The 21744-nt window shown below is 61.3% G+C and carries 15 protein-coding genes; all 15 read right to left on the reverse strand.

Going from position 1 to position 21744, the window contains the following annotated elements; translation table 11 throughout:
- A complete protein-coding gene (gene purN / locus NFR47_RS03625; RefSeq protein ID WP_251214221.1) occupies positions 1 to 567 on the reverse strand; it encodes a phosphoribosylglycinamide formyltransferase in 567 nt (188 codons plus the stop codon).
- A 3-nt stretch (positions 568 to 570) separates the two neighbouring features.
- Entirely contained in the window at positions 571 to 1596 is a 1026-nt protein-coding gene (purM, locus tag NFR47_RS03630) for a phosphoribosylformylglycinamidine cyclo-ligase (protein ID WP_251214222.1), read from the reverse strand.
- 45 nt (positions 1597 to 1641) lie between these two features.
- The gene (gene purF / locus NFR47_RS03635; protein WP_251214223.1) at positions 1642 to 3060 is read right to left on the reverse strand and encodes an amidophosphoribosyltransferase; all 1419 of its coding nucleotides are present in this window, start codon (positions 3058 to 3060) and stop codon (positions 1642 to 1644) included.
- A 2-nt stretch (positions 3061 to 3062) separates the two neighbouring features.
- Positions 3063 to 3779, reverse strand: coding sequence for a phosphoribosylaminoimidazolesuccinocarboxamide synthase (purC, locus tag NFR47_RS03640; protein WP_251214224.1), 717 nt, complete (start codon positions 3777 to 3779; stop codon positions 3063 to 3065).
- A gap of 78 nt (positions 3780 to 3857) precedes the next feature.
- Positions 3858 to 7577: a phosphoribosylformylglycinamidine synthase gene (locus tag NFR47_RS03645; RefSeq protein ID WP_251214225.1), complete on the reverse strand. Its 3720-nt coding sequence runs from the start codon at positions 7575 to 7577 to the stop codon at positions 3858 to 3860.
- Between the two features lie 13 nt (positions 7578 to 7590).
- Positions 7591 to 8685 (reverse strand): 5-(carboxyamino)imidazole ribonucleotide synthase, encoded by a 1095-nt coding sequence (gene purK / locus NFR47_RS03650; protein ID WP_251214226.1) that lies wholly within the window; start codon positions 8683 to 8685, stop codon positions 7591 to 7593.
- Position 8686: 1 nt separating this feature from the next.
- A complete protein-coding gene (purE, locus tag NFR47_RS03655) occupies positions 8687 to 9166 on the reverse strand; it encodes a 5-(carboxyamino)imidazole ribonucleotide mutase (protein WP_251214227.1) in 480 nt (159 codons plus the stop codon).
- A 412-nt stretch (positions 9167 to 9578) separates the two neighbouring features.
- Positions 9579 to 10946: a DUF4989 domain-containing protein gene (locus NFR47_RS03660; protein ID WP_251214228.1), complete on the reverse strand. Its 1368-nt coding sequence runs from the start codon at positions 10944 to 10946 to the stop codon at positions 9579 to 9581.
- A gap of 69 nt (positions 10947 to 11015) precedes the next feature.
- Positions 11016 to 12524, reverse strand: a complete 1509-nt coding sequence (locus NFR47_RS03665; RefSeq protein ID WP_251214229.1) for a BT_3987 domain-containing protein — start codon at positions 12522 to 12524, stop codon at positions 11016 to 11018.
- 20 nt (positions 12525 to 12544) lie between these two features.
- The gene (locus NFR47_RS03670; RefSeq protein ID WP_251214230.1) at positions 12545 to 13720 is read right to left on the reverse strand and encodes a DUF1735 and LamG domain-containing protein; all 1176 of its coding nucleotides are present in this window, start codon (positions 13718 to 13720) and stop codon (positions 12545 to 12547) included.
- Between the two features lie 11 nt (positions 13721 to 13731).
- Positions 13732 to 14781, reverse strand: coding sequence for a glycoside hydrolase family 18 (locus NFR47_RS03675; RefSeq protein WP_251214231.1), 1050 nt, complete (start codon positions 14779 to 14781; stop codon positions 13732 to 13734).
- Positions 14782 to 14800: 19 nt separating this feature from the next.
- The gene (locus NFR47_RS03680; protein ID WP_251214232.1) at positions 14801 to 16390 is read right to left on the reverse strand and encodes a SusD/RagB family nutrient-binding outer membrane lipoprotein; all 1590 of its coding nucleotides are present in this window, start codon (positions 16388 to 16390) and stop codon (positions 14801 to 14803) included.
- Between the two features lie 15 nt (positions 16391 to 16405).
- The gene (locus tag NFR47_RS03685) at positions 16406 to 19813 is read right to left on the reverse strand and encodes a SusC/RagA family TonB-linked outer membrane protein (RefSeq protein WP_251214233.1); all 3408 of its coding nucleotides are present in this window, start codon (positions 19811 to 19813) and stop codon (positions 16406 to 16408) included.
- Between the two features lie 167 nt (positions 19814 to 19980).
- A complete protein-coding gene (locus tag NFR47_RS03690; RefSeq protein WP_251214234.1) occupies positions 19981 to 20922 on the reverse strand; it encodes a FecR family protein in 942 nt (313 codons plus the stop codon).
- Between the two features lie 102 nt (positions 20923 to 21024).
- Positions 21025 to 21597 carry an RNA polymerase sigma-70 factor gene (locus NFR47_RS03695; protein ID WP_251214235.1) on the reverse strand — a complete coding sequence of 191 codons (573 nt, stop codon included), beginning with the start codon at positions 21595 to 21597 and terminating at the stop codon, positions 21025 to 21027.
- Positions 21598 to 21744 lie beyond the last annotated feature (147 nt).

Genomic DNA, 21744 nt, shown 5'->3' on the forward strand with positions numbered 1-21744 from the left:
TTATTTGTTGTTCAATATTTTGTCTATCGTTTCAATATAAAGCGGGTATTCCGTGGCATGGACCAGCCGTTCCAACTCGGCGAGGTCGCCGCCCTCGTAGTCGAACGCCCGCTGGGCGAGGATGGGCCCGCCGTCGAGCGTGGCGTCGACCCGGTGGATCGTCACGCCGAAGACCTTGACGCCGTACTCCAATGCCTGCTCGATGGCATGGGCGCCGCGAAACGCCGGGAGCAGCGACGGGTGAACGTTGATAATCCGTCCGCCGTAAGCCGCCAGCAGCGTGTCGCCCACGATGCGCATGTAACCCGCCAGACAAACCAATTCGACCCCGGCAGCATCGAGCCGCGCCACGATTTCGCGTTCGTAATCCGCTTTCGAAGCATACTCCTTCGGCGAGAAAACGAACGTGTCGACCCCGTGCGCCGCCGCCCGTCCGACCGCCCGGGCTCCGGGCCTGTCGCAGACCAAGAGCGCCACGCACGCGTCCAGCACGCCCCGCTCGCACGCCCCGGCGATGGCCTCGAAATTGGTCCCCTCGCCGCTGGCGAAAACCGCGATCCGGTGCATGGACTACCGGATGACGACACCCTCGGTGCCGGTGACGCGTCCGATGACCGCAGCCCGCTCGCCCTGCCCGGCGAGGATGCCGATGGCCCGCTGCGCCTCGGCGGCGTCGAGCGCGATGACCATGCCGATGCCCATGTTGAAGATGTTGAACATCTCGCGGTGGGGCACCTTGCCGTACTTTTCGAGGAAGCGGAACACGGGCAGAATCTCCCACGAACCCTCCTCGATTTCGATGCCCTGCCCCTCGCGGAGGATGCGCGGGATGTTCTCGTCGAAGCCGCCGCCCGTGATATGGCTGATGCCGTGGACGTCGCAGCTGCGGATGACTTCGAGCACCTGTTTGACGTAGATTTTCGTGGGAGTCAGCAACACCTCGCCCAGCAAACGGTCGGAGAGCTCTGGGTAACTTTCGTGCAGATTCAATGCGTTGTCGGCCACGATTTTACGCACCAAGCTGAAGCCGTTGGAATGAACGCCGCTCGACGCCACGCCCACCAGCACGTCGCCGACCTTGACCTTCGAGCCGTCGATCAACCGCTTCTTCTCGACCACACCGACCGTGAACCCGGCGATGTCGTACTCGCCGTCGGCATACATGCCCGGCATTTCGGCCGTCTCGCCGCCCACCAAGGCGCAACCCGCCTGGCGGCAGCCCTCGGCGACCCCGGCGACGATAGCTTCGATTTTGCGGGGCTCGTTGCACCCCACGGCCACGTAGTCGAGGAACAGCAACGGTTCGGCCCCCTGCGCCAACACGTCGTTGACGCACATGGCCACGGCGTCGATGCCGATGGTATCGTGCTTGTCCATGGCGAACGCCAACTTGAGCTTGGTGCCGACGCCGTCGGTGCCGCTCACCAGCACAGGCTCCTCGACCCGCAGCGCCGAGAGGTCGAACATCCCGCCGAACGCTCCGATATTGCCCATCACGCCCAAACGCGAAGTCGACGCCACGTGCTTCTTGATGCGCCGCACCACTTCGTATCCGGCTTCGAGGTTGACCCCCGCCTTTTCATAACTTTCTGCCATCGTGGAAAGGAATAATTTTTAATTCTTAATTTTTCATTTTTAATTTCAGAACTTGCCGTCCTTGTTGGCCTCCTCGCGCGCGGTGTAAAGCGCTGTCGGATAACGCCCCGTGAAGCAGGCCGTGCAGAGTTCGCAACGCCCGCCCGCCGCATAGAGCGCCTTTTCGGAGAGGAAAGCCAGCGTGTCGCACCCGATTTCGCGGCGCACGCCCTCGACGTCGAGCCGGGCCGAAATCAATTCATCGTAAGTGGAGGTGTCCACCCCGTAGAAACACGGGTCGGTCATCGGGGGCGACGCGATGCGCACATGCACCTCCGCAGCACCCGCCTCGCGCAGCATGCCGACGATGCGCCGCGAAGTCGTACCCCGCACGATGGAATCGTCGATGAGCACCACCCGCTTGCCCCGCACGATGGAACGCACGGCCGAGAGCTTCATCCGCACCCCCTTTTCGCGCATAGCCTGCGAGGGCTGGATGAAGGTGCGGGCGATATACTTGTTCTTTATCAAACCCATTTCGTAGGGCAGGCCGCTCGCTTCGGCGTAGCCCATCGCGGCGCTGAGACTCGAATCGGGCACCCCGACGACGATGTCGGCCGAAACGGGGGCTTCCTCGAAAAGCAGGCGCCCCGACTCCTTGCGGTAGGCGTGGACGTTGCAGCCCTCGATGTCGCTGTCGGGACGCGCAAAATAGATATACTCCATGGCGCACATCTGACGCCGCTTGTACTGCGAATAATCGGCCGAACGCAGGCCGTGCGAATCAATGGTCACGATTTCGCCCGGCTCGACGTCGCGCACGAACTCCGCGCCCAGCACGTCGAACGCGCAGGTCTCGCTCGAAACGACATACCCGTCGCCCAACCGCCCGATGGAGAGCGGCCGCAGGCCGTGCTTGTCGCGGCAGGCGTAGATGCGGTGGGCCGTCATGATGACGAAAGCGAAAGCCCCCTCCAGCATGTTGAGCGCGTCGATGATCGAATAGATGCGCGGCCGGTCGTGGAACTTGGTCTCCTTCTTGATGAGGTGGGCCAGCACCTCGCTGTCGGACGAGGACTGGAAAAGGCTGCCCCGGTTCTCCAGATAATCGCGAACCTGTTTGGAATTGACGATGTTGCCGTTATGGGCCAACGCGAAATCGCCCGTGTTGTGGCGGAACATGAAAGGCTGCACGTTCTCGATTCCGCCGCCGCCCGCCGTCGAATAACGCACGTGGCCGATGGCCATGCTGCCCGTGAGGGTGGCCAAACCGGGCTCCTTGAAGACCTCGGTCACCAACCCCTCGCCCTTGATGCGGCGGAGCTTGCCGTCCTCGTCGACGCTGACGATGCCGCAGCCCTCCTGCCCACGATGCTGCAAGGCGTGCAGCCCGTAGTAAGCGAGCGTCGAAGCCCCGGGCACGCCGTAGACCCCGAAGACGCCGCACTCCTCGTGCAATTCCCTGTCGCTGAAGCGCCGCATCATCCCTAAGCCGTGATTTTACGCAACCGGGCCAGAATCTCCTCGTAAGCCTCGCGCACCTTGCCTAAGTCGCGGCGGAAACGGTCCTTGTCGAGCTTCTCGTTGGTCGTGGCGTCCCACAGACGGCAGGTGTCGGGCGACACTTCGTCGGCCAGCACGATTTCGCCGTCGGAAGTCTTGCCGAACTCGATCTTGAAGTCGATGAGGCGGATGTTCATCTGGGCGAACAAACCCTTGAGCACCTCGTTGATTTTGGCCGTCATCTTATAAATCGTATCGAGCTCCCCGTAGGTCGCGGCACCCAGCGCCACGGCGTGGTGGTCGTTGATGAGCGGGTCGCCCAGCTCGTCCTTCTTGTAGCAGATGTCGAAGATGACGTTCGAGGGCTCGGTCCCCTCCTCGATGCCCAGGCGCTGGGCCATCGACCCGGCGATGACGTTGCGCACGATGACTTCCAACGGGATGATCGTCACCTTGCGGCACACCTGGTCGCGGTCGTTGAGCGTCCCGACGTAGTGGGTCTTGACACCGGCCTTGTGCAGCTCCTTGAAAATCAAGGTCGAAATGGCGTTGTTCAGCACCCCCTTGTTCTCGATGGTCGCTTTCTTGACGTTGTTGAACGCAGTGGCCGCATCCTTGTAGTGGATGATGATTTTGTCCGGGTCGTCGGTCAGAAAAACCTGCTTTGCCTTGCCCTCGTAGAGCATTTCGAGTTGTTTCATGATTATGATGTTTTTGGTCTCTATCGTTTTCGCATGCGGAAAGGCGCTTTTCACCTTTCACTTTTCACTTTTCACTTTTCACTTTTCACTTTTCACTTTTCTGAAATAGCCTACGGCATTGCCGAACAGGTCCTGCCGCTTGTTGCCCTCGATGTTCTTGAAGAGGTGCTCCTCCCAGCGTTCGGTGTGGCCCATCTTGCCCAATATGCGGCCGTCGCGCGAGGTGATGCCCTCGATGGCATAGGACGAACCGTTGGGATTCCACGGCGCCTCGGTCGTGGGCCGTCCGTCCGGCCCGACGTACTGGAACGCCACCTGCCCGGCGTCGAAAAGTTCGCGGGCCAGCTTCTCGCTCACCACGAACTTGCCCTCGCCGTGGCTCACCGCGACGGTGTGCAAATCGCCCGGCTCGAAGCCCGCCAGCCACGGCGAAGCGGCCGAAGCCACCCGCGTGGTGACCATCTGCGAAATATGGCGGTTGATGTCGTTGCGGAACAGGGTCGGCGATTCGCACGTGACCATGCCCAAACGGCCGTAAGGCAGCAGACCCGACTTGACCAGCGCCTGGAAACCGTTGCAGATGCCCAGAATCAGGCCGCCGCGGTCGAGCAGCGCATGGACCGCATCGCGAATATCCTTGTTGTTCAACACGTTGACAATGAACTTGGCACTTCCGTCGGGTTCGTCGCCCGCCGAGAAACCGCCGCTCAGCACCAAAATGTGGCAGCGGTCGATACACTCGCGCAGCCGGGCTATCGAACGCAGGATGTCATCGCCCCCGAGGTTGCACAGCACGCTGGTCTCCACTTCGGCACCCGCCCGGCGGAAGGCCTTGGCCGTGTCGTAGTCGCAGTTCGTACCGGGGAACACGGGCAGGCAAACCCGCGGGTGCTCGACCGCTTCGCCCGGATAGGTGCAAACTCCCGTGCGGGGCGCCGCGTCCATCAGTTCGGCCCGGTTGTCGCCCTTGTCGGGATAAACCGTCGCGAAACGCTCGGTGTTGGCGCGGTAGAGAGCGTCGAGCGGCATCCGCACCCCGTTGACCGTCAGCGCCGGGTCGTCCACGGTCTGGCCGAGGAGCTCGGCAGCCGGGAAATCCAGCTCGCCCTCGCATTCTACCAGAATCGAACCGTAGGCATAGCCGAACAACTCCCGCTCGTCCATCGTCGCGCGGGCGCCCACTTCGTTACCGAACGCCATCTTGGCCAATCCCTCGGCCACGCCGCCGAAGCCCACGGCCCACGCCGACACGATTTGCCCGGCCTCGATGCGGTCGGAGACGAACGTGAAGTTACGCCGGAGCTGCGCGGTGTCGGGCATCCGGTTTTCGCGCGGAGTGTGGCGTATCAGATAGAGGTTGTTGCCCGGGCGCTTGAAGTCGGTCGAAACGACCGTCGCGGCGTCGACCGTCGTGATGCCGAACGCCATGAGCATGGGCGGCACGTTGATGTCCTGGAACGTACCCGACATCGAATCCTTGCCGCCGATGGAAGGCAGGCCCAGTTCGACCTGCATCCGCAGGGCGCCGAGCAGCGCCGCGAGCGGCTTACCCCACGAACGGGGGTCGGAGGTCATACGCTCGAAATACTCCTGGTACGAATAACGCATCCGGTCGAACCGCGCGCCCGCGGCCACGACCTTGGCGGCCGCCTCGACCACGGCATAGGCCGCGCCGTGGTAAGGGCTCCACGAAGCCACGCAGGGATTGTAGCCGAAAGCCATGACGCTGGCCGTGCGGGTGAACCCGTCGACCGGGAGCTTCTGGACCGAAACCTGCGTCTCGCTGCGCTGCGTGCGTCCGCCGAAAGGCATCAGCACCGTCGAACGGCCGATGGACGAATCGAACATCTCGATGAGCCCGCGCTGCGAAAGGACATTGTCCTCCCGGAGGTTGTTGGCGAAGCGCTCGGCGAAGTCCGCCCCGGCGATGGGGCGCGCAAAGGGATCGCCGTCGGCCACCGCCCCGATCTGCGCCTCGGCAAAATGGGCCGCACCCGCCGAGTCGATGAACTCGCGGCTCAGGTCGGCCACCATGCGGCCGCCGTTGAACATCCGCATCCGGGCCGTGTCGGTGACGTCGGCCACCTCGACCGCCTCGATGTTCTCCTCGCGGCAGTAATCCATGAACGCGGCGGCGTCCCCGGCTTCGACGACCACCGCCATGCGCTCCTGCGATTCGCTGATGGCCAGCTCGGTGGAATTCAGCCCGCTGTATTTGGTCCTGACGCGGTCGAGGTAGATGTCCAGCCCGTCGGCCAGCTCGCCGATGGCCACGCTCACGCCGCCTGCGCCGAAGTCGTTCGACTTCTTGATAAGGCGCGTCACCTCCGGACGGCGGAACAGCCGCTCCAGCTTGCGCTCCTCGGGGGCATTGCCTTTCTGGACCTCGCTGCCGCACGTTTCGAGCGAATGCGAATCGTGCTCCTTGGAAGAACCCGTCGCACCGCCGATGCCGTCGCGCCCCGTGCGGCCGCCGAGCATGATGATTCTATCGCCCGGCGCAGGCTTTTCGCGGCGCACGTTCCCGGCCTTGACGGCCCCGACCACGGCCCCGACTTCGAGACGCTTGGCCACGTAACCGTCGTGGTAGATTTCGCGGACGTGGGTCGTCGCCAGGCCGATCTGGTTGCCGTAGCTCGAATAGCCCGCGGCGGCCTTGCGCGAAATGACACTCTGCGGCAGCTTGCCCGGAAGCGTGTCGCTCACCTTTCGGTAGATGTTGCCCGCGCCGGTCACCCGCATGGCCTGATAGACGTAGCTGCGGCCCGACAGCGGGTCGCGGATGGCGCCGCCCAGGCAGGTCGAAGCACCGCCGAAAGGCTCGATTTCGGTGGGATGGTTGTGGGTTTCGTTCTTGAACTGCAAGAGCCAGCGCTCGGTCTTCCCGTCGACATCCACGTCGACATAGACCGAGCAGGCGTTGTTCTCGTCGCTCACCTCCATGTCGTCCAGCAACCCCTGCTGGCGCAGATAGCGCGCACCGATGGTCGCCATGTCCATCAGGCAGAGGCTCTTGTGCTCGCGCCCCAACTCGCGGCGGATGCGCAGGTACAGAGCCAGCGAATCCTCGATTTCCTCCTTGAGGAACGATTCTTCGACCGTGATGCCCGTGAGCTCGGTCGTGAAAGTCGTGTGGCGGCAATGGTCGCTCCAGTAAGTATCCAGAATCCGCAGTTCGGTCTCGTAGGGGTCGCGCCCCTCGCCGCGGAAGTAGCGCACCACCTCGCGCAGGTCGTCGGCGTTCATGGCGAGCCCGTGCCGCTTGCAATAAGGCTGCAAGTCGGCGTCCTCCATGGCGCGGAAGCCCTCCAGCACTTCGACCGGCCTGACCTCGGCCTGCTCCATGTCGCTGAGCACGGCGAGGTCCTTTTCGCGCGATTCGACGGCATTGATATAATAACGGCGGACTTTCGCCAACTCGGCGTCGCTCACGTCGGCATCGAACAGCAGCAGCTTCGACGAACGGATGCGCACGTCGGCCGAAGGGTCGATCAGCCGCACGCAGTCGACCGCCGACGCAGCCCGCTGGTCGAACTGCCCGGGCAGGAACTCGACGGCGATATACTTGTGGCCGCTCAGGTCGCACTCCTCGCTCACGGTGTCGGTGACCACCTCGCCGAAGACGGCATAGCGGCTTTTTTCGAGCAGCTCCGCGCTGAAGCCGAACAGGTCGTAGACGTTCAGCAGCCGCAGCGTGCGGAGCGACAGCCCCAGATCGGCATTCAGTTCGCGCCGCAGGCTCTCGGCTTCGACCCGGAAGCGGGGCAGTTTCTCGACGAAAATACGGTAGTTTTTCATTATGGCTGTTTTTCTATTGGACGAATTTTCCGGCCCAGCGGGCTGCGTAGTCCGCCGCATCGGTCCCCACGAACGTCACATGGCCCATCTTGCGTTCGGGGCGGCTCTCGCTCTTGCCGTAGAGGTGGACGAAGACCCCGTCGTGCCGCTCGGCCGCCAGCCGTTCGGCGGCTTCGAGGTCGCGGCCCAAAATGTTCTTCATGACCGTCGGCGCCTGCAGCCGCGGCTCCTCCAACGGAAGACCCGCCAGGTAGCGCACCAACTCGCGGAACTGGTTGGTCGTGCACCCCTCGATGGTCCAATGGCCCGAGTTGTGGGGACGCGGCGCCATCTCGTTGAACCAAAAGCGGTCGCCTTTCACGAAGAGTTCGACGGCCAGAATCCCGGTATAGCCGCACGCCCGCATGAAACTTTCTCCGGTCCGGCGCATGCGCTGCTCCAACTCGGGCGAAAGCTCCTGGGCCGGAACGCAGCAAAGGTCGAGAATGCCGTCGCGGTGGATGTTGCGCCCGACGGGGAAAGTCACCACCTTTTCACCGTCCGCCACCATGACCAAACTGGCCTCGTAGTCGAAATCGACGAACGCTTCCAGGATACACGGCACGGCCAGCAGCGGCAGCGCCTTGGCCAGGTCCTCCTCCGACCGCAGCACGGCCTGTCCGTGGCCGTCGTAGCCCAGCGTCCGGGTTTTCAGCACGCAGGGATAACCCACCTGCGCCACGGCATCGCGCAGCGATTGCTCGTCGTCCACCGCCGCAAAGTCGGGGGTGTCGAATCCGTGGGCGCGGGCGTTCCGCTTCTCGCGCAGGCGGTCCTGCGAATCGTACAAAGGCCTGAATCCCTGCGGGATGTTGTATCGTTCGGCCAGGGGTATCAGCACCTCGCCCGGCACGTTCTCGAATTCGTAGGTCACGGCGTCGCATTGGCGGCACAGCTCCTCCAAGGCCGCCGCGTCGTCGTAGGCCGCCACAATCCGGCCGTCGCACGCCGCAAAGGCGGGCGCATCGGCCGCCGGGTCGAGCGCCACGGTGCGCACCCCGAGCCTGCGCGCCTCCTGCGCAAGCATCAGCCCCAACTGGCCGCCCCCTATGATGCCGATGGTCTTCATCCTACAATTCGGCTTTCAGCACGTCGGCGGTCTGCTTGGCGCGGAACGCGTCGAGCCGCGCGGCAAGCTCCCCGTCCTGCAAGGCCAGTATCGAAACGGCTATCAGAGCGGCGTTCTTCGCCCCGTTGATGGCGGTCGTGGCCACCGGAACCCCGGCAGGCATCTGCACGATGGAAAGCAGCGAATCCAGCCCGCTGAGCGCCCGCGACTTGACGGGAACGCCCACCACCGGAAGCGTCGTCATCGACGCCACCATGCCCGGCAGATGGGCCGCGCCCCCGGCCCCGGCGATGATGACCCGGATACCGCGCCCGCGCGCCGTCTTGGCATACTCGCACAACAAATCGGGCGTACGGTGGGCGCTGACGACCCGCTTTTCGAGCCCGACGCCGAACTCCCCGAGCGTGCGCACGGCCTCGGCCATCACCTCGTAATCGCTCGCCGAACCCATGATCACGCCCACTCTGACCGCTGTTTCCATCTTCTTCATCAATTTTTTTACAGAGCCCAAAAGCGAACCGCCACGGCACTCTATGTCATGGCGGTTCTTATCTATCCTTTTATTATGTATGCGGCCGCATGCCGCTCCCGCGAACGAACGCCGCAAACGCATTGCAGGTGCGGCGACAAAGCCCCGGCGCCCTCGCGGCGTCGTCTGCGGCCCACCGGCCCGTTATGGTCGAAAACAATCATTGCGTATGCGGAATCCGGCGCCGGGCCGGAATACAACGTTACAAAAGTAGCGCTTTCCGGCCGCACCCGCAACCACCCCCCGGCGGATTCTATCGACAAGTTATTCACAATTCACGGCCGCGAATCGGCGGCGCGAAAAAGCGGAGGCCCCGCAACAGACGTGCGGAGCCCCCGGCCCTATTCAGAACCGACTTTCAGCGTCAGTTCTTGCCGTAGATATAGAATTCCGAAATGTCGACACCGTAAGAGTTTTCATCCGCAACTCCGACCCACTTGACATAACGCGCATTGCAGGGAGTGAGCTGAACATAGTTGGTATCGCCATACTCGTGGTTAGGCGCATCCGCTATCATCAGTTCGCCATGCAACTTCCAGTTCTCGCCGTCTTCCGACGTCGAACACTCGAAAGACTTGCCCATAAAGGCAAAGTTCCCCCAGCACGTAACACTGAATCCGACCACCTTCTGCGACACTTTCATGTCGATGATGATTTCCAGCCGCGGATTTCCGGAAATCTCGGAACTGGTCGACCCGTCAAAGAGAAGCGTATTGACGTCGTAGCCGTCATAAGACTTACCATTGGATTCCACCGTCCAACCGTCCGTAGGTAACTTCGTCCACGATGGATCGGCCTTGTCCAGGAACTTCACCAAATCGGACATCTTCACGATTTGAATCGCTACCCCGGCGTCCTCCGGGTCGACGACGGCAGTAGCCGATTCGCCGACCATCTCAATCGAGAGCTGCATCGGGAAAGTACCGAGTACGTCGTCGACTTCGAGAAAATCGTTGGCAAGCGTCCATGTCGTTGCCGAAGACTCTTTCTCCCCGGCCAAAATCGTCACCTCGGCTGCGGGCGAGAAGCTCTCGTCATCGGCGAACCCCTCGGGAATACCCGCCGACTTGACGACGAACTTCGTATCCTCCAACACGGGACGGTCCGTCACGACCTTCACTTCGCAGGTCATCGGGTCTTCGTCCAGAATCTGACCGTCGACATAATTGCGAGTGATGACCAATTCATTGCCAGCGATACCCACCAGCGATGCGGCAGCCATATAAGCCTCCTTTTCGATGACCATCTTGGCCTCGCCGTCAACCACAGGAACCTGCGAACCTCGGGCCTCGACCACGCGCACGCCCAGTTCGTAAGTGACGGACTGAGGTACGTTGTCCATGAAACCGTAATCCTCCTCGGTTATCGTCACCGAGACGGAAGCCGTTCTGCTGCCAGCCGGAATCACCAGCTCGCTGGCGCTGATTTCGACCAACTCGGCAGGCACATTGGCGATGATGGGCTCCACGCGGACGGTGACGTCCTCGGGGCTGGCCTGCGCCAGGGCGATGGTATATTCGCCCGAAAGCGAACCTTCCACATTCAACGCCCCGTCGCCATCGTAGGTAGCCTTGGAAACGGCTACCCGGTCCGAAGTGCCCGAAATCGTCGCACCGACCGGAGTTTGGGGATAACCCGCCAAACCGACCTCCTCGTCGGCACGGCAGCCGGTGAAAAGCGCGGCTCCGCCAGCAAGGGCGAAAAGCAGCGCGTATCTAACTATGTTTTTCATTGTTTACTCTTTTTCGGTTAAAATCGTTCCGCGGGCAGGGTCCGCCCCCGCCTGCGAAACGGAATCGAATCAATAGTTCGGCCACTCGGACTGCGCCGGACGCGAATAGCGAGCCGGCACGTCGTCGGGATAATTGTAACGCGTGGTATCGGCGAACTTGTAGAAATGGGTCGGCGCCTTGAGCGGCGAACCGTAGAGCTTCTCGGGACCCTTGTTCAACCGGCTAACGAAAATATCGCGCCAATGATTCTTGTACACACTACCGTTGTAATTCTTCAGCGGGTCGGGAGCGAAGCCCATGAACCAGCCTTTGCCGATCTTGAGCATGTTCTGCGCGATGGCTGCGGAGAAATTACCGCCCGAACCGTTGTTGAACTCCATCGAGATGCCCGAGCACTGCTTCTCGGTCATATCGCCGCGCGGCGAGGTCGTCATGCCGTAATCGCCCACAGCAATGTCGCACCATTCGGCAATGCTCTGCCCCTCGATCTCGGTCGGCCAAAAATCGATCTTGAACGTCATGTAGGAATAAGAGACAACCAGTTTGTCGGGCATCGCTTTTTTGGATTCGTAGGCCAGGCGGGCGGCACGGCCGGAACCGGGCGCAGCGTAATAAGGATTCGAGAGATCGGGGTCATTCGAGTACTCGTCGTCGAAGCATACGCCGTCGATATTGTAAGTCTCGCAGAACCGGGCGAGCTCCTCGGCGAACATCCGGCAACCGTAGTCGGAAAGCTGGCCCACGCCGGCCTGGTCGTGATTGCCCAGGACGCACATGAGAACCTTGATACCGCGCTTGCGCAGGGGCTGGAGGAAGACCTCGTTGTTGTCCATCCAGTACTGGGTCTGCGGATTGAGCTTCAGGAACGGTGCGTTGCGGTCGGGATGGTGGTTGATGTTGCCCGAGAAAAGGCAGACCACGTCCCACAGCAGACGGCCGTTTTCGAGCTCGAACGTCAGGGCGTTGAGCGGATTGGCGTCGTTCGCCTCGAAGAAGAGGAATCCCTTGGGCAGGTCGTCGCCCTTGTAGCAGGTGGGCATCGAAGTCATGTCCTTGACCACGTAGAAGCAATGGCTCTCCTTGAGGACCACGCCCTCGGCTTCGAGGACCACGGGAATCAGATAACCTTTGCCTGCGACGAGCCCTTCGGCAATCGCGACCGTCATTTCGAGCGTCATTTCGGCACCACGCTCAGCGGCGGCGAAAAGACCGTCGTTGGCGAAAGTCACCTTGTCGGCCGGATAGAGCTCGTAGGCGGTGCCGTTGGCCTTGTTGTACTGCGCGATGTCATATTCGGTGTCGACCTTGGCCCTGGCGGTGAAGCCCTCGGCGGGAGCTTTCGTCAAGACCAGACGCAGGTCGGCCGTATGGGTCGCTGTCCAAAGCTCGACGGAAGCATTCGACTTGCCGGAAGCGGCGTCCTGCAACAGGGCGCCCGTCTGGCTGAGACCCGTTTCGATGGATTCCGCACCGTTCCACTCGCCCACCGTCACATCTTCCGAACAGGAGCTGAACGCAGCGGCGCACAGCCATGCGGCTGCGACAAGAATGCCGGATTTGAAATATTTGGTTTTCATACGTAAATGGCTGTTAGGGATTATTTGATTTCGGGAAGCGTCACGGGAACCCACGTCGGAGTGCCGCCCACGGCCGAAAGATTCGTACCGTTGGCATAGTCGACAATCGACGAACCGACACCCTCGTTGAACTTCCAATAGGCCACCAAGCCCTCGCTTTCGGGGTTGACGCCGTAGATGTTGTTGGCGATCTCGTCGGCCGTGCGGGCAACGCTCCAAACGCGCAACTCGGAGATTTCACCGGGGATATAACGCTCGTCGTTCCACGACTTGCCGACGTAGCAGTCGCCCGTCAGCGTGACCGAGCCGCTCATCGCCTGGTTGGAGTAGGCCACCTGCACACCGTTCTGGTAGTAGATGCGCTCGCCGTTGATGGCATCCCACACCACGGCGATATGGACCCACTCGTTGACCGGAAGACCCGGTGCGGCATTGGCCGCGGGCCAGTTGCCGCCGTTGGCCGAACCCGTAGCCAGCTGGAGCTGGTCGCGCGGACGGTCGGCGTCGCCGATACGCACGAGGAAATTGCCCTCGATGCCGAACACCGAACTCAAGGCATCGCCGCGGCCGTCGACCCAATCGGCGCTGCGCAACAGGGCCTCGACGGTCACCTGCTTCATACCGCTGATAAGGGGGCGCGCCTCGGCCGACCAACTGACCGGGAAATACATGTTCGCGATATTGGCCGTCACATTGATCATCGCACCCTGACGGGCCACGAAATAGACCGTCGTGCGGCTGTCGAGCAGACCGACGCCCTTGCACGAAGTGACCGTCACGGGCAGCACGTAACGCTGGCTGCCGTCGAGCGTGTTGATGTCCTTGAACTCGATTTCGATGGTCTCGCCCGCCACCTGTCCGGCCGCGATGTTGATTTCGTTCGACGAAAGCTCGTAACATTCGGCAGGAAGCACCACGGCGTTGTCGCCGTAGATCATGTTGTAGGCGGCCACCTCGGCGGGCATGGCTTCGATAGTCACCGCAACGGGCTGCTCGGCGGGCATCGACAGACGCGACTCGATGGTCTTGGTGTAACCCGGAGTGTCGCTCTTGATGAGCAGGTCGTCGGACATGAGGGCCGACGAAATGTAGAACTTGTTGTCGAAATGGTGCTTGTCGGGATCGTCGTTCTTGCAGCCCGTGAAAGCGACTGCGGCGAGCGCCGAAAGAACCAAAAGGCATTTGTTGTATTTCATGGCTTTCAGTTTTAGAGGGAGGGATTCATGATGCCGATGGCCTCGCGGGTCTTGGCCCACACCTTGGCGGGGTTGTAGTAGTCGTAGCGGACGTCCTCGATAAGCAGACCCGCACGCGTGTAAGCCGGCGAAGGAAGCGTGGTCCACCCGGCCCAGGCCTCGATGGCCTCGATCGTGTTGCCGAAGCTGTCGGCCATGCCGGTATAACCGAATTCCTTCTTGTCGTCGCCGGGACGGGTGGTCTGGGCGGTCACGATGAGCCGGTCGGCCGGCACGCCTGCCACCCTGACGGCGGTCAGAGCCGAGAACGACATCTCGTCGAGCGTCCTCACGCTACTGGTCGACAGAATCATGTAGGCACACTCTTCGAGCAACGGAATGTTGGCCTCCGTGAGGGCTCCGGTGAAGCCGCGGAAGATAATCAAGCGCGACGGATTGGCTTCATGCCATGCACGGATGGGCGCGAACAACGCGTCCTGACGGGCGGAATAGACTTCCAGTGCCTCGCCCTGCATACTGCCCACGGCCAGACCCGGGTAGGTGAAGATGAAACCGTCGTAACCCCAGCGGTCGGCCAGCGCAATCTGCTCATCGACGCGTCCGTCGAGATAAGCCAAGGCATCCTCCTCGGTGAGCGAAGGGTCCTCCTTGAGCACCTGCGTCCAATCGTTCTCGAACGTCTGCAAGTCGATGTTGAAGAGAACGCGCGTCCCTTTCACCTCGCGGACCTGCCGCATCTCGTCGACCAGCGTCCGGCAAAGCTCCCGGGGCGTATTGACCACGATGAAATCGACGCTGTCGGGAATGGCCATGAAGTGCTGCGTGCGGTGGGTGGTGGCAGCGCCCGCTTCGGGCACGTCCATCGTCACGAACACCGCCTTGTGAGCACCCGCCTTGTACTCCCGAACCGCCTGCATGTACTGCGCGTAGAGCTCGGGGTGCGCCTGCTCGAACGACCCGTAGTTGACCCCGATGGATTCGGGTTCGACCGCCTCGTGGCAGCCCGCCATGAAAAGAACGGCTGCGAGGGGCAGGATATGTTTTCTGATATTGAAATTCATGGTTTGTCGGTTTTATAGGTTAGCGGATCCGGGGATTGCAGTCCCACCACAGCCGGGTCGACATCTTGTCCTGACCGCCCAGCCACTCGTCCACAGCGGCCTGAATCGTTGCGCCGTTGGCCTCGTACTCCTCCAATGGGTAGGTCAGACGGCGGGCGCCCAACTGCACGTTCGTGATGTCGGGGTTGTTGTTGACCACCACGGGGAACAACTGCGGATAACCCGTGCGGCGGTAGTCGGCCCACGCTTCGGAACCCAGCGGGAAATTGGCGATCCATTTCTGGGTGATGATCCGTTCGAGGTTCTCCTCGAAATCGGCTGCATCGTTCCACGGAATCGTCACCGTCGAGAGGTTGGTATAATCGTGACCGAACGCCGGGTCGGCATAGCTGCCCGGAAGCGCCGCCGAAGCCATGTAGGCCGCCAGCTGGTCCGCCACGCCGCAGCGCTCGAACGACAGCCGGATACCCTCCTCGTAGAACGTCTTGGCGTCGCCGCCCATCGCCCAACCGCGCAGAGCGCCCTCGGCGCGCAGGAATGCCACCTCCGAAGCGTTCATCCACATGAGCGACGTCGAAGCCGTGACGTTATAACGCGAATACCTGTTGATACGCTCGTCGTCGGGAATCTGAATGCCGTTGCGCAGACCCACGTAACCGCCGCCGCTGAAAGTCGCCTCGTTGAAATAACTGGCGCGGCGGGGGTCGGCATAACCGTTCATGAACGACGTGATGTCGGCAGCGATGCGGTGGTCGCCCTCACCGGACTTGAAACTGAAGAAGCAGACGTAGAACGGATTGCCGTCCTTACCGAAACCCGAGTACATGGCATTGTCCGCATTGCTGGTCATCACGCCCAGCTCCGAACTGACGGCCTCTTCGGCCAACTGCTGCGGAGTACGGCCGTCCTCGGTGGTGAAATCGGTGTAGACGATACGCATCGCCAGGCGGAGCTTGAGCGAATTGGCCAGACGGCCCCAACGCTCCAGGTTACCGCCGTAGACACGGTCGGCGTCGGTCGAAATCATGCCAGCGCGGTTGCGCGTCAGCACTTCGATGGCAGCGTCGAGGTCGGCGAACATGGCCTTGAAGACCTCCGCTTCCGAATCCAGCGGCACCGGATTGACGCCCGTGCCGACCTGCGTGTAGGGAATCGGACCGTAGGTGTCGGAGACACGGTGCACGCCGGCCACCTTCACCACCTTCGCCACGGCGATGGCGTTCTCGTCCTCGGTCACCTTGCACAGCTCCGAGTAATTCGACATCTCATTGGTATAGACGACGCGGTAGAACACCGGCGACCAGTTCGACTGCGGGTCGTAGGTCGAGAACTTTCCGGTGTTGAAACCGCTGTTGGCGTCGGTAATGTACCCGCCGTAGGGACCGCCCAGCAGCACGTCGGTGAACTGGCACTGGTTGCGGTCGGTCGGAACGACCCAGCTCTGCATGGTGGTCATGAACGACCGCATGGCGTAGCCGTCGCGCTCCATCTCCTCGCCGGTCACCTCGTAGGGGTTCCGGTTGATATCTTCGTAGTTGGCCGTGCAGGAAGCCGCGCCGAGCGCCGCCACCGCAAAGACCGCCTTGATGTTCGATATGTTGAATTTCATGGCGTTTTAGCTTGGTTAGAATTTGACACGCAGGTTGAAGCCGACGCTGCGCAACGAAGGCATCATGAAGTAGTCGATACCCTGGTAGTAGTTGCTCGTCGTAGCCACGGCTTCGGGGTCGAACGGCGCCTTGTTGTAGAGCATCCACAGGTTGCGGCCCACCACCGACACGGTGATGTCGCACACGTTGCCGAGCAGCTTGCGCGGAATCGTATAGCCGATCGAAGCCTCCTGCAACCGCACGTTCGTAGCCGAATAAGTATAGTACTGCGGGGTGGTATCGCCGTTGGCCACGGTCTGGTACCACTTCTGCGCGTCGATGATGTCGCTGCCGTTGAAGACGATGCCGCCGGCGTCGCGCGCTGCGGCCGAAGCCTCCGAGACACCGTAGTAATCCATCACGGCCTGCGTACGCGAGTAGACCACGCCGCCGATGCGGGCCGTCAGCAGGAACCCGAAATTGAGGTTGCGCCAGCGGAAGTCGTTGCGGAACGCCAGGTTGGCATCGGGGAAGACGGAACCCAGCTTGATGAAGTCCTTGGTCTGGGTCTTGTTGTCGACGAAGATATTGCCGTCCATGTCCTGGTAGATGTCGCCGTTGGAATCGCGGCGCAGGTCGGCGCGCGAGTAAATGTCGCCCAACGAACCGCCCTCGCGCAGGATGAAGCGCACGTTACCCATGCCGCCCACGTTGAGGTCGCCGATGGGAATCACCTTGCCCGTGTTGGGATCGACCACCTCCTTGCCCAGCCGCATGATTTTGTTGCTGTTGGCGCTGGCCGTGAAGTTGCTTTCCCACGAGAAACGGTTCCAGGTGTTCCGGTAGCCCAGCGAGAGCTCGAAACCGCGGTTGCGCACGTCGCCGTCCTGCTTGTAGACCTTGCTGTACATCGAGCTCGCGGGGATACCCGTGTTGAAAGTCTGGTTGACGGTGCGGGTGTTGTAGTACGAAACATCCAAATTGAAGTGGCGCAGGAAACGCATCGTCAGACCCACCTCGAACGACTTGGTGCGCTCGGGCTTCAGGTCGTAGAGCGGGCTCTGCGACGAGAGGTTCCAACTATTGGTCGAAGCGTTCCACGAACGGGTCGGGTTGGCATAGAAACGCGAGAAAGCCAGACCCACCGACGCATAGGATGCGCGCAGTTTGACATAGGAGAGGTCCTTGGGCATGTTCGGGATGATTTCCGACAATACGATCGAAGCACCCACCGACGGATAGAAGAACGAAGAATTCACCGAATTGGGACCTGCCAGCTGCGAGGGCCAGTCGTTGCGGCCCGTCACCGTCAGGTAATAAGCCCCCTTGAACCCGGCTTCGGCCGAGAAGAAGATCGACTGCGACTGCTCGCGCCAGCCGATCTGCTCGCGGACGGTCTTCGAGTTGGAAAGGTTGTAGACGTTGAAGACGTTCGGAATGTTGTTGGGCTCGTAGATGGGGTTGCCGTCCTTGTCGTAACCCGTCTGCTCGCCGTAGGCGATGGGACCGCGGACCTTCGATGCGTCGGAATAGAGGTCCGAAATCGAAGCGCCGACATTGGCCTGCAGGCTCCAGTCATCGCCGAAAGTCTTGTTGATGTTGACCATCACGTCGCCGTAGGTCTGGCGGTCGTTGGTCTTGGTGATGCCGTACAGACCGTTGGGCGAACCCTCGGTGCGCAGGTTGTTGGTCGAAGCGTAGAGCTTCTCGGTATAGTCGCTGTTGGAGTTGTCGACCCGGATTCGGCCCGACACCGACAGCCAGTCGAGAATGTCGTAGGTCAGCGACGCGTTGAGCATGTAACGGTCCTTGCGGGTCTCGCGCAGGTTGCGGTAGCTGATCCAGTAGGGGTTCTGCATCTGGTAGGTGTCGGCACCCATCGTCGGCCAATACTGCTCGTAGATGCCGCGCGACGCATTGTAGCGCTCGTACATCTTGATGTCCGCCCAGTCGTCGCCGCGCGGGAAGAGGTAGGCCGACACCAGCGGGTTGGAATAAACACCCTGGTTGACCATGTTGCGGTCGGTCTGGATGATATAGCTGGCACCTGCGTCGAGCTTGAGCTTGTCCTTGAGGAACGACGAGGTGTTGCGGAACGTGAAGTTGTAACGGTCGTAACCGTTGTTGGGGATGATACCGCGCGAATTGACGGCGCTGGCCGAAGCGTAGGTCTGACTGCGCTCGTTGCCCGTCGAGAACGAAACCGTCTCGGTACCCACGACACCCGTCTGGAAATAGTCGGCGGCGGGGTCGTATCCTCGGTAATTGAACGAATTAAGGCGCTCGCCCCACGAATAGATGCCGTTGGTGGCTCCGGCCAGCTTGTCGCCCGTGCCGTAGCGGGTCTGGAACATCGGCGTCACGAAAGGCGTGAGCACCTCTGTGTTGCTGGTCACCGTCACGGAAGTCTGTCCGGCCGTACCGCGCTTGGTCGTAATGAGGATGGCACCGTTGGCGGCGTCCGAACCGTAGAGCGCCGCCGCGGCAGCACCCGACAGCACGGTCATCGACTCGATGTCCTCGGGGTTGAGGTCGGCGATGGCTTCCGAAGCGCCCTGCGAATCGAACTCCTCGCTGCCGTCGCTGCGGAAGTTGCACATCGGGATGCCGTCGATGACATAGAGCGCGTTCGACGACTGCTCGATGGACTTCGAGCCGCGCATCACCACTTTCGACGCACCGCCCACGCCCGACGACGAAGCGTTGATGTTCAGACCGGCGACCTTGCCGCTGAGCGAATTGATGAAGTTGGCGTCCTTGACAGCGACGATGCTTTCAGCGTTGATTTTCTGAGCGTTGTACGACAGCGCCTTTTCCGAACGCTTGATACCGAGGGCGGTCACCACCACCGACTCGATTTCGGAAGCCGATTCCTGGAGCGTGATGTCGAACGAAGTGCGGCTGCCGATGGCGAGCGCCTGGGGCTCGTAGCCCAGATAGCTCACTTCGAGCCAAGCCGTCGAAGGTGCGGGAACCGACATGGCGAAGCGGCCCTCGGCGTCGGTCGTAGCACCGATATAGGTGTCACGGACAATGACCGTCGCACCGATGATCGGCATGCCGCTTGCATCGTGCACATAGCCCGTAATGGAAGCGGGCTGCTCGGCCTTTTTCACCGAAAGGATGATGCTCAGCGAACGGATGTCGTAGCTCAGGTCGGTGCCTGCGACCATCCGGTTCAGCGCCTCGGTGAGGGGAGCCGCCGTCACGTCGAGGCTGGCGATACGGTCGGTCTTGACGTCCGCGCCCGTGACGAACAGATATTTGGTCTGCTGCTCGATTTCGGACATGATTTCGGACATCGGAACACGGTCCATGCGGATCGTCACTTGAGGCAAGCTGCTGTTCTGCGCCACCGCCGGTTGCAGCCGGCAAAGACACAATCCGAACACAAAAAGGAACACGAACGCCCTTTTCGCCTGCCGGAAAATCTTTTTATTCATAAATTTGTTCATTTTAGGTTTAGGTAGAGAATTCGCCCGAACCCCGGCCTGCGGGATACGCTACTATCCGTGCAGGCCATTTTTTTCGGAGTTCCGGCAATGTCATTCGATCTTCAAACAAGGTCGGCTTACATCATAGGCAGTCGGATTTTCGGATTATACTTGGTTTATCGGATGGTTATCGTATTGCTCTGCTCGTCTTTCACGTACTCGAAATCGCCGAAGCGCCGGAGCACCTCCAACGCATTGTCGATGCCGACCGACTGACGGATTTTACCCTGTCCGATGCGGATGGAGGGTTCGCGCTCGATGCGGATCGTCACGCCGAAAGTCTTCTCGAAGCGGTGCATCAGCTCGGCGAACGTCTGGCCCGTGAGCCCGATGATTCCGTTCGTCCACATGTATTCCTCGTCGCTGCCGATCATCGCCCGGCACAGGTGTTCGCCCTCGAGCGTCACCACTTCGTCGGGTTCCAGCATCAGCCGCTCGCCGGGAACGATGCGGTTCGTCACGGCGACACACCCCTCGAACAAGGCCGTGGCAAAAAGGCCGTTCCGCTCCTCGGCCATGACATTGAATTTGGTACCCAGGACCTCCACGTCGCAGGCGTAGGTCTCCACGATGAAAGGATGCCTGGCGTCGTGCGCCACCTCGAACCGCGCTTCGCCGTCGATTTCCACCCGGCGTTCACGCCCCGTGAAAAGCGCCGGATAACGGAACGTCGTTCCGGCGTTGAGCCACACCGAAGTGCCGTCCTGCAAAGTCAGATTGACACGCTGTCCGTAGGGCACCGACACGGTCAGCAGCTGTTCGCCGCGCTGCGAGAAATCCCGCGCGACATGAAAATTATAGCCGCCGAACGCCAGCAGAACGGCTGCGGCCGCAGCGGCGCTCCAACGACGCAGGGCCCGGCCGAGCCGGAAAGTGCGGTCCTTGGCATAGAGCTCGTTGATGACCGGGGCGCTCATGGCCACCAGATCGTGCTGGCGCTGCACCTCGGCAAGCTCGGATTCGTGTGCGGGGTCGGCATCCAGCCAAGTCAGTACGGCCGTCTCCTCTTCGGGCGATGCCTGGCACGCCACATAGCGATACAATGTCTCTTTCTCCATAATCGCTATATTGACGCACAACGAAGCGGGATTTGCGAAAAAAATCGCAAAATCCTGCAAATAAATATTTTTAATAATTCGGGAAGGGAATTTTCCGGCTTCTCAAAGGCCGCTGAGAAGCAATCCGACGAGCGGAAGATAATCCTTGAGCGCGGCTTTCAGCGTCTCTTTCGCCGCACGGAGTTCATAGGTCACCTGACCCTCGGAAAGCTCGTACACGGCGGCGATTTCGCGGTAGGACATCTCTTCGTAACGATGGGCCACGAAAATCCGGCGCCGCTGTTCGGGCATCCGGCGCAGTTCGCGCTCGATGATGGCAAGCGCTTCGGTCATCATGAGGTTCTGGGGGTCGTTGGCTTCGAGCCGTGCGACGCGCTCGCCGACCACCCGCTGCTCGGTCCGGTGGAGGTCCTGATGAATCCGCAGGTGAATGGCCCTATCGCGCAGATGGTCCAGGCATTTGCGCTTGAGCATCGTCAGCAGGTAGGCGGGCAGGTTGCGGGGCGTCGTCTCCGCGCGGTTCTCCCAGGCTTTCAGAAAAGTGTCCGCGACGAGGTCTTCGGCCGCCATTCGGTCACGCACATACGACACGGCGATCCGCACGAAATACGGTTTGTATTTCGCGTAGACCTCCTCCAGCCCGTGGGGGGGGGAATTCTTGGGTGTGCGGTTCATGGCGGTATCGCGTCCGAATGAAAAATAAAGGTAGCGTTTTTTGTTATTCCCGCAAATTTTTTGCTCCGGATTTTTCCCGCTCCGCCCCGCGGAAATATATAATATTTCCGATTCGCACAAAAAAACCGGCCCTCCTGAGGAGGGCCG

The organism is Alistipes muris, from assembly GCF_943193205.1.
Lineage (GTDB): Bacteria > Bacteroidota > Bacteroidia > Bacteroidales > Rikenellaceae > Alistipes > Alistipes muris.

Coding starts and splice junctions, on each gene's coding strand:
- purN (WP_251214221.1), bottom strand. CDS start 567: ATGCACCGGATCGCGGTTTTCGCCAGCGGCGAGGGGACCAATTTCGAG.
- purM (WP_251214222.1), bottom strand. CDS start 1,596: ATGGCAGAAAGTTATGAAAAGGCGGGGGTCAACCTCGAAGCCGGATAC.
- purF (WP_251214223.1), bottom strand. CDS start 3,060: ATGATGCGGCGCTTCAGCGACAGGGAATTGCACGAGGAGTGCGGCGTC.
- purC (WP_251214224.1), bottom strand. CDS start 3,779: ATGAAACAACTCGAAATGCTCTACGAGGGCAAGGCAAAGCAGGTTTTT.
- NFR47_RS03645 (WP_251214225.1), bottom strand. CDS start 7,577: ATGAAAAACTACCGTATTTTCGTCGAGAAACTGCCCCGCTTCCGGGTC.
- purK (WP_251214226.1), bottom strand. CDS start 8,685: ATGAAGACCATCGGCATCATAGGGGGCGGCCAGTTGGGGCTGATGCTT.
- purE (WP_251214227.1), bottom strand. CDS start 9,166: ATGGAAACAGCGGTCAGAGTGGGCGTGATCATGGGTTCGGCGAGCGAT.
- NFR47_RS03660 (WP_251214228.1), bottom strand. CDS start 10,946: ATGAAAAACATAGTTAGATACGCGCTGCTTTTCGCCCTTGCTGGCGGA.
- NFR47_RS03665 (WP_251214229.1), bottom strand. CDS start 12,524: ATGAAAACCAAATATTTCAAATCCGGCATTCTTGTCGCAGCCGCATGG.
- NFR47_RS03670 (WP_251214230.1), bottom strand. CDS start 13,720: ATGAAATACAACAAATGCCTTTTGGTTCTTTCGGCGCTCGCCGCAGTC.
- NFR47_RS03675 (WP_251214231.1), bottom strand. CDS start 14,781: ATGAATTTCAATATCAGAAAACATATCCTGCCCCTCGCAGCCGTTCTT.
- NFR47_RS03680 (WP_251214232.1), bottom strand. CDS start 16,390: ATGAAATTCAACATATCGAACATCAAGGCGGTCTTTGCGGTGGCGGCG.
- NFR47_RS03685 (WP_251214233.1), bottom strand. CDS start 19,813: ATGAATAAAAAGATTTTCCGGCAGGCGAAAAGGGCGTTCGTGTTCCTT.
- NFR47_RS03690 (WP_251214234.1), bottom strand. CDS start 20,922: ATGGAGAAAGAGACATTGTATCGCTATGTGGCGTGCCAGGCATCGCCC.
- NFR47_RS03695 (WP_251214235.1), bottom strand. CDS start 21,597: ATGAACCGCACACCCAAGAATTCCCCCCCCCACGGGCTGGAGGAGGTC.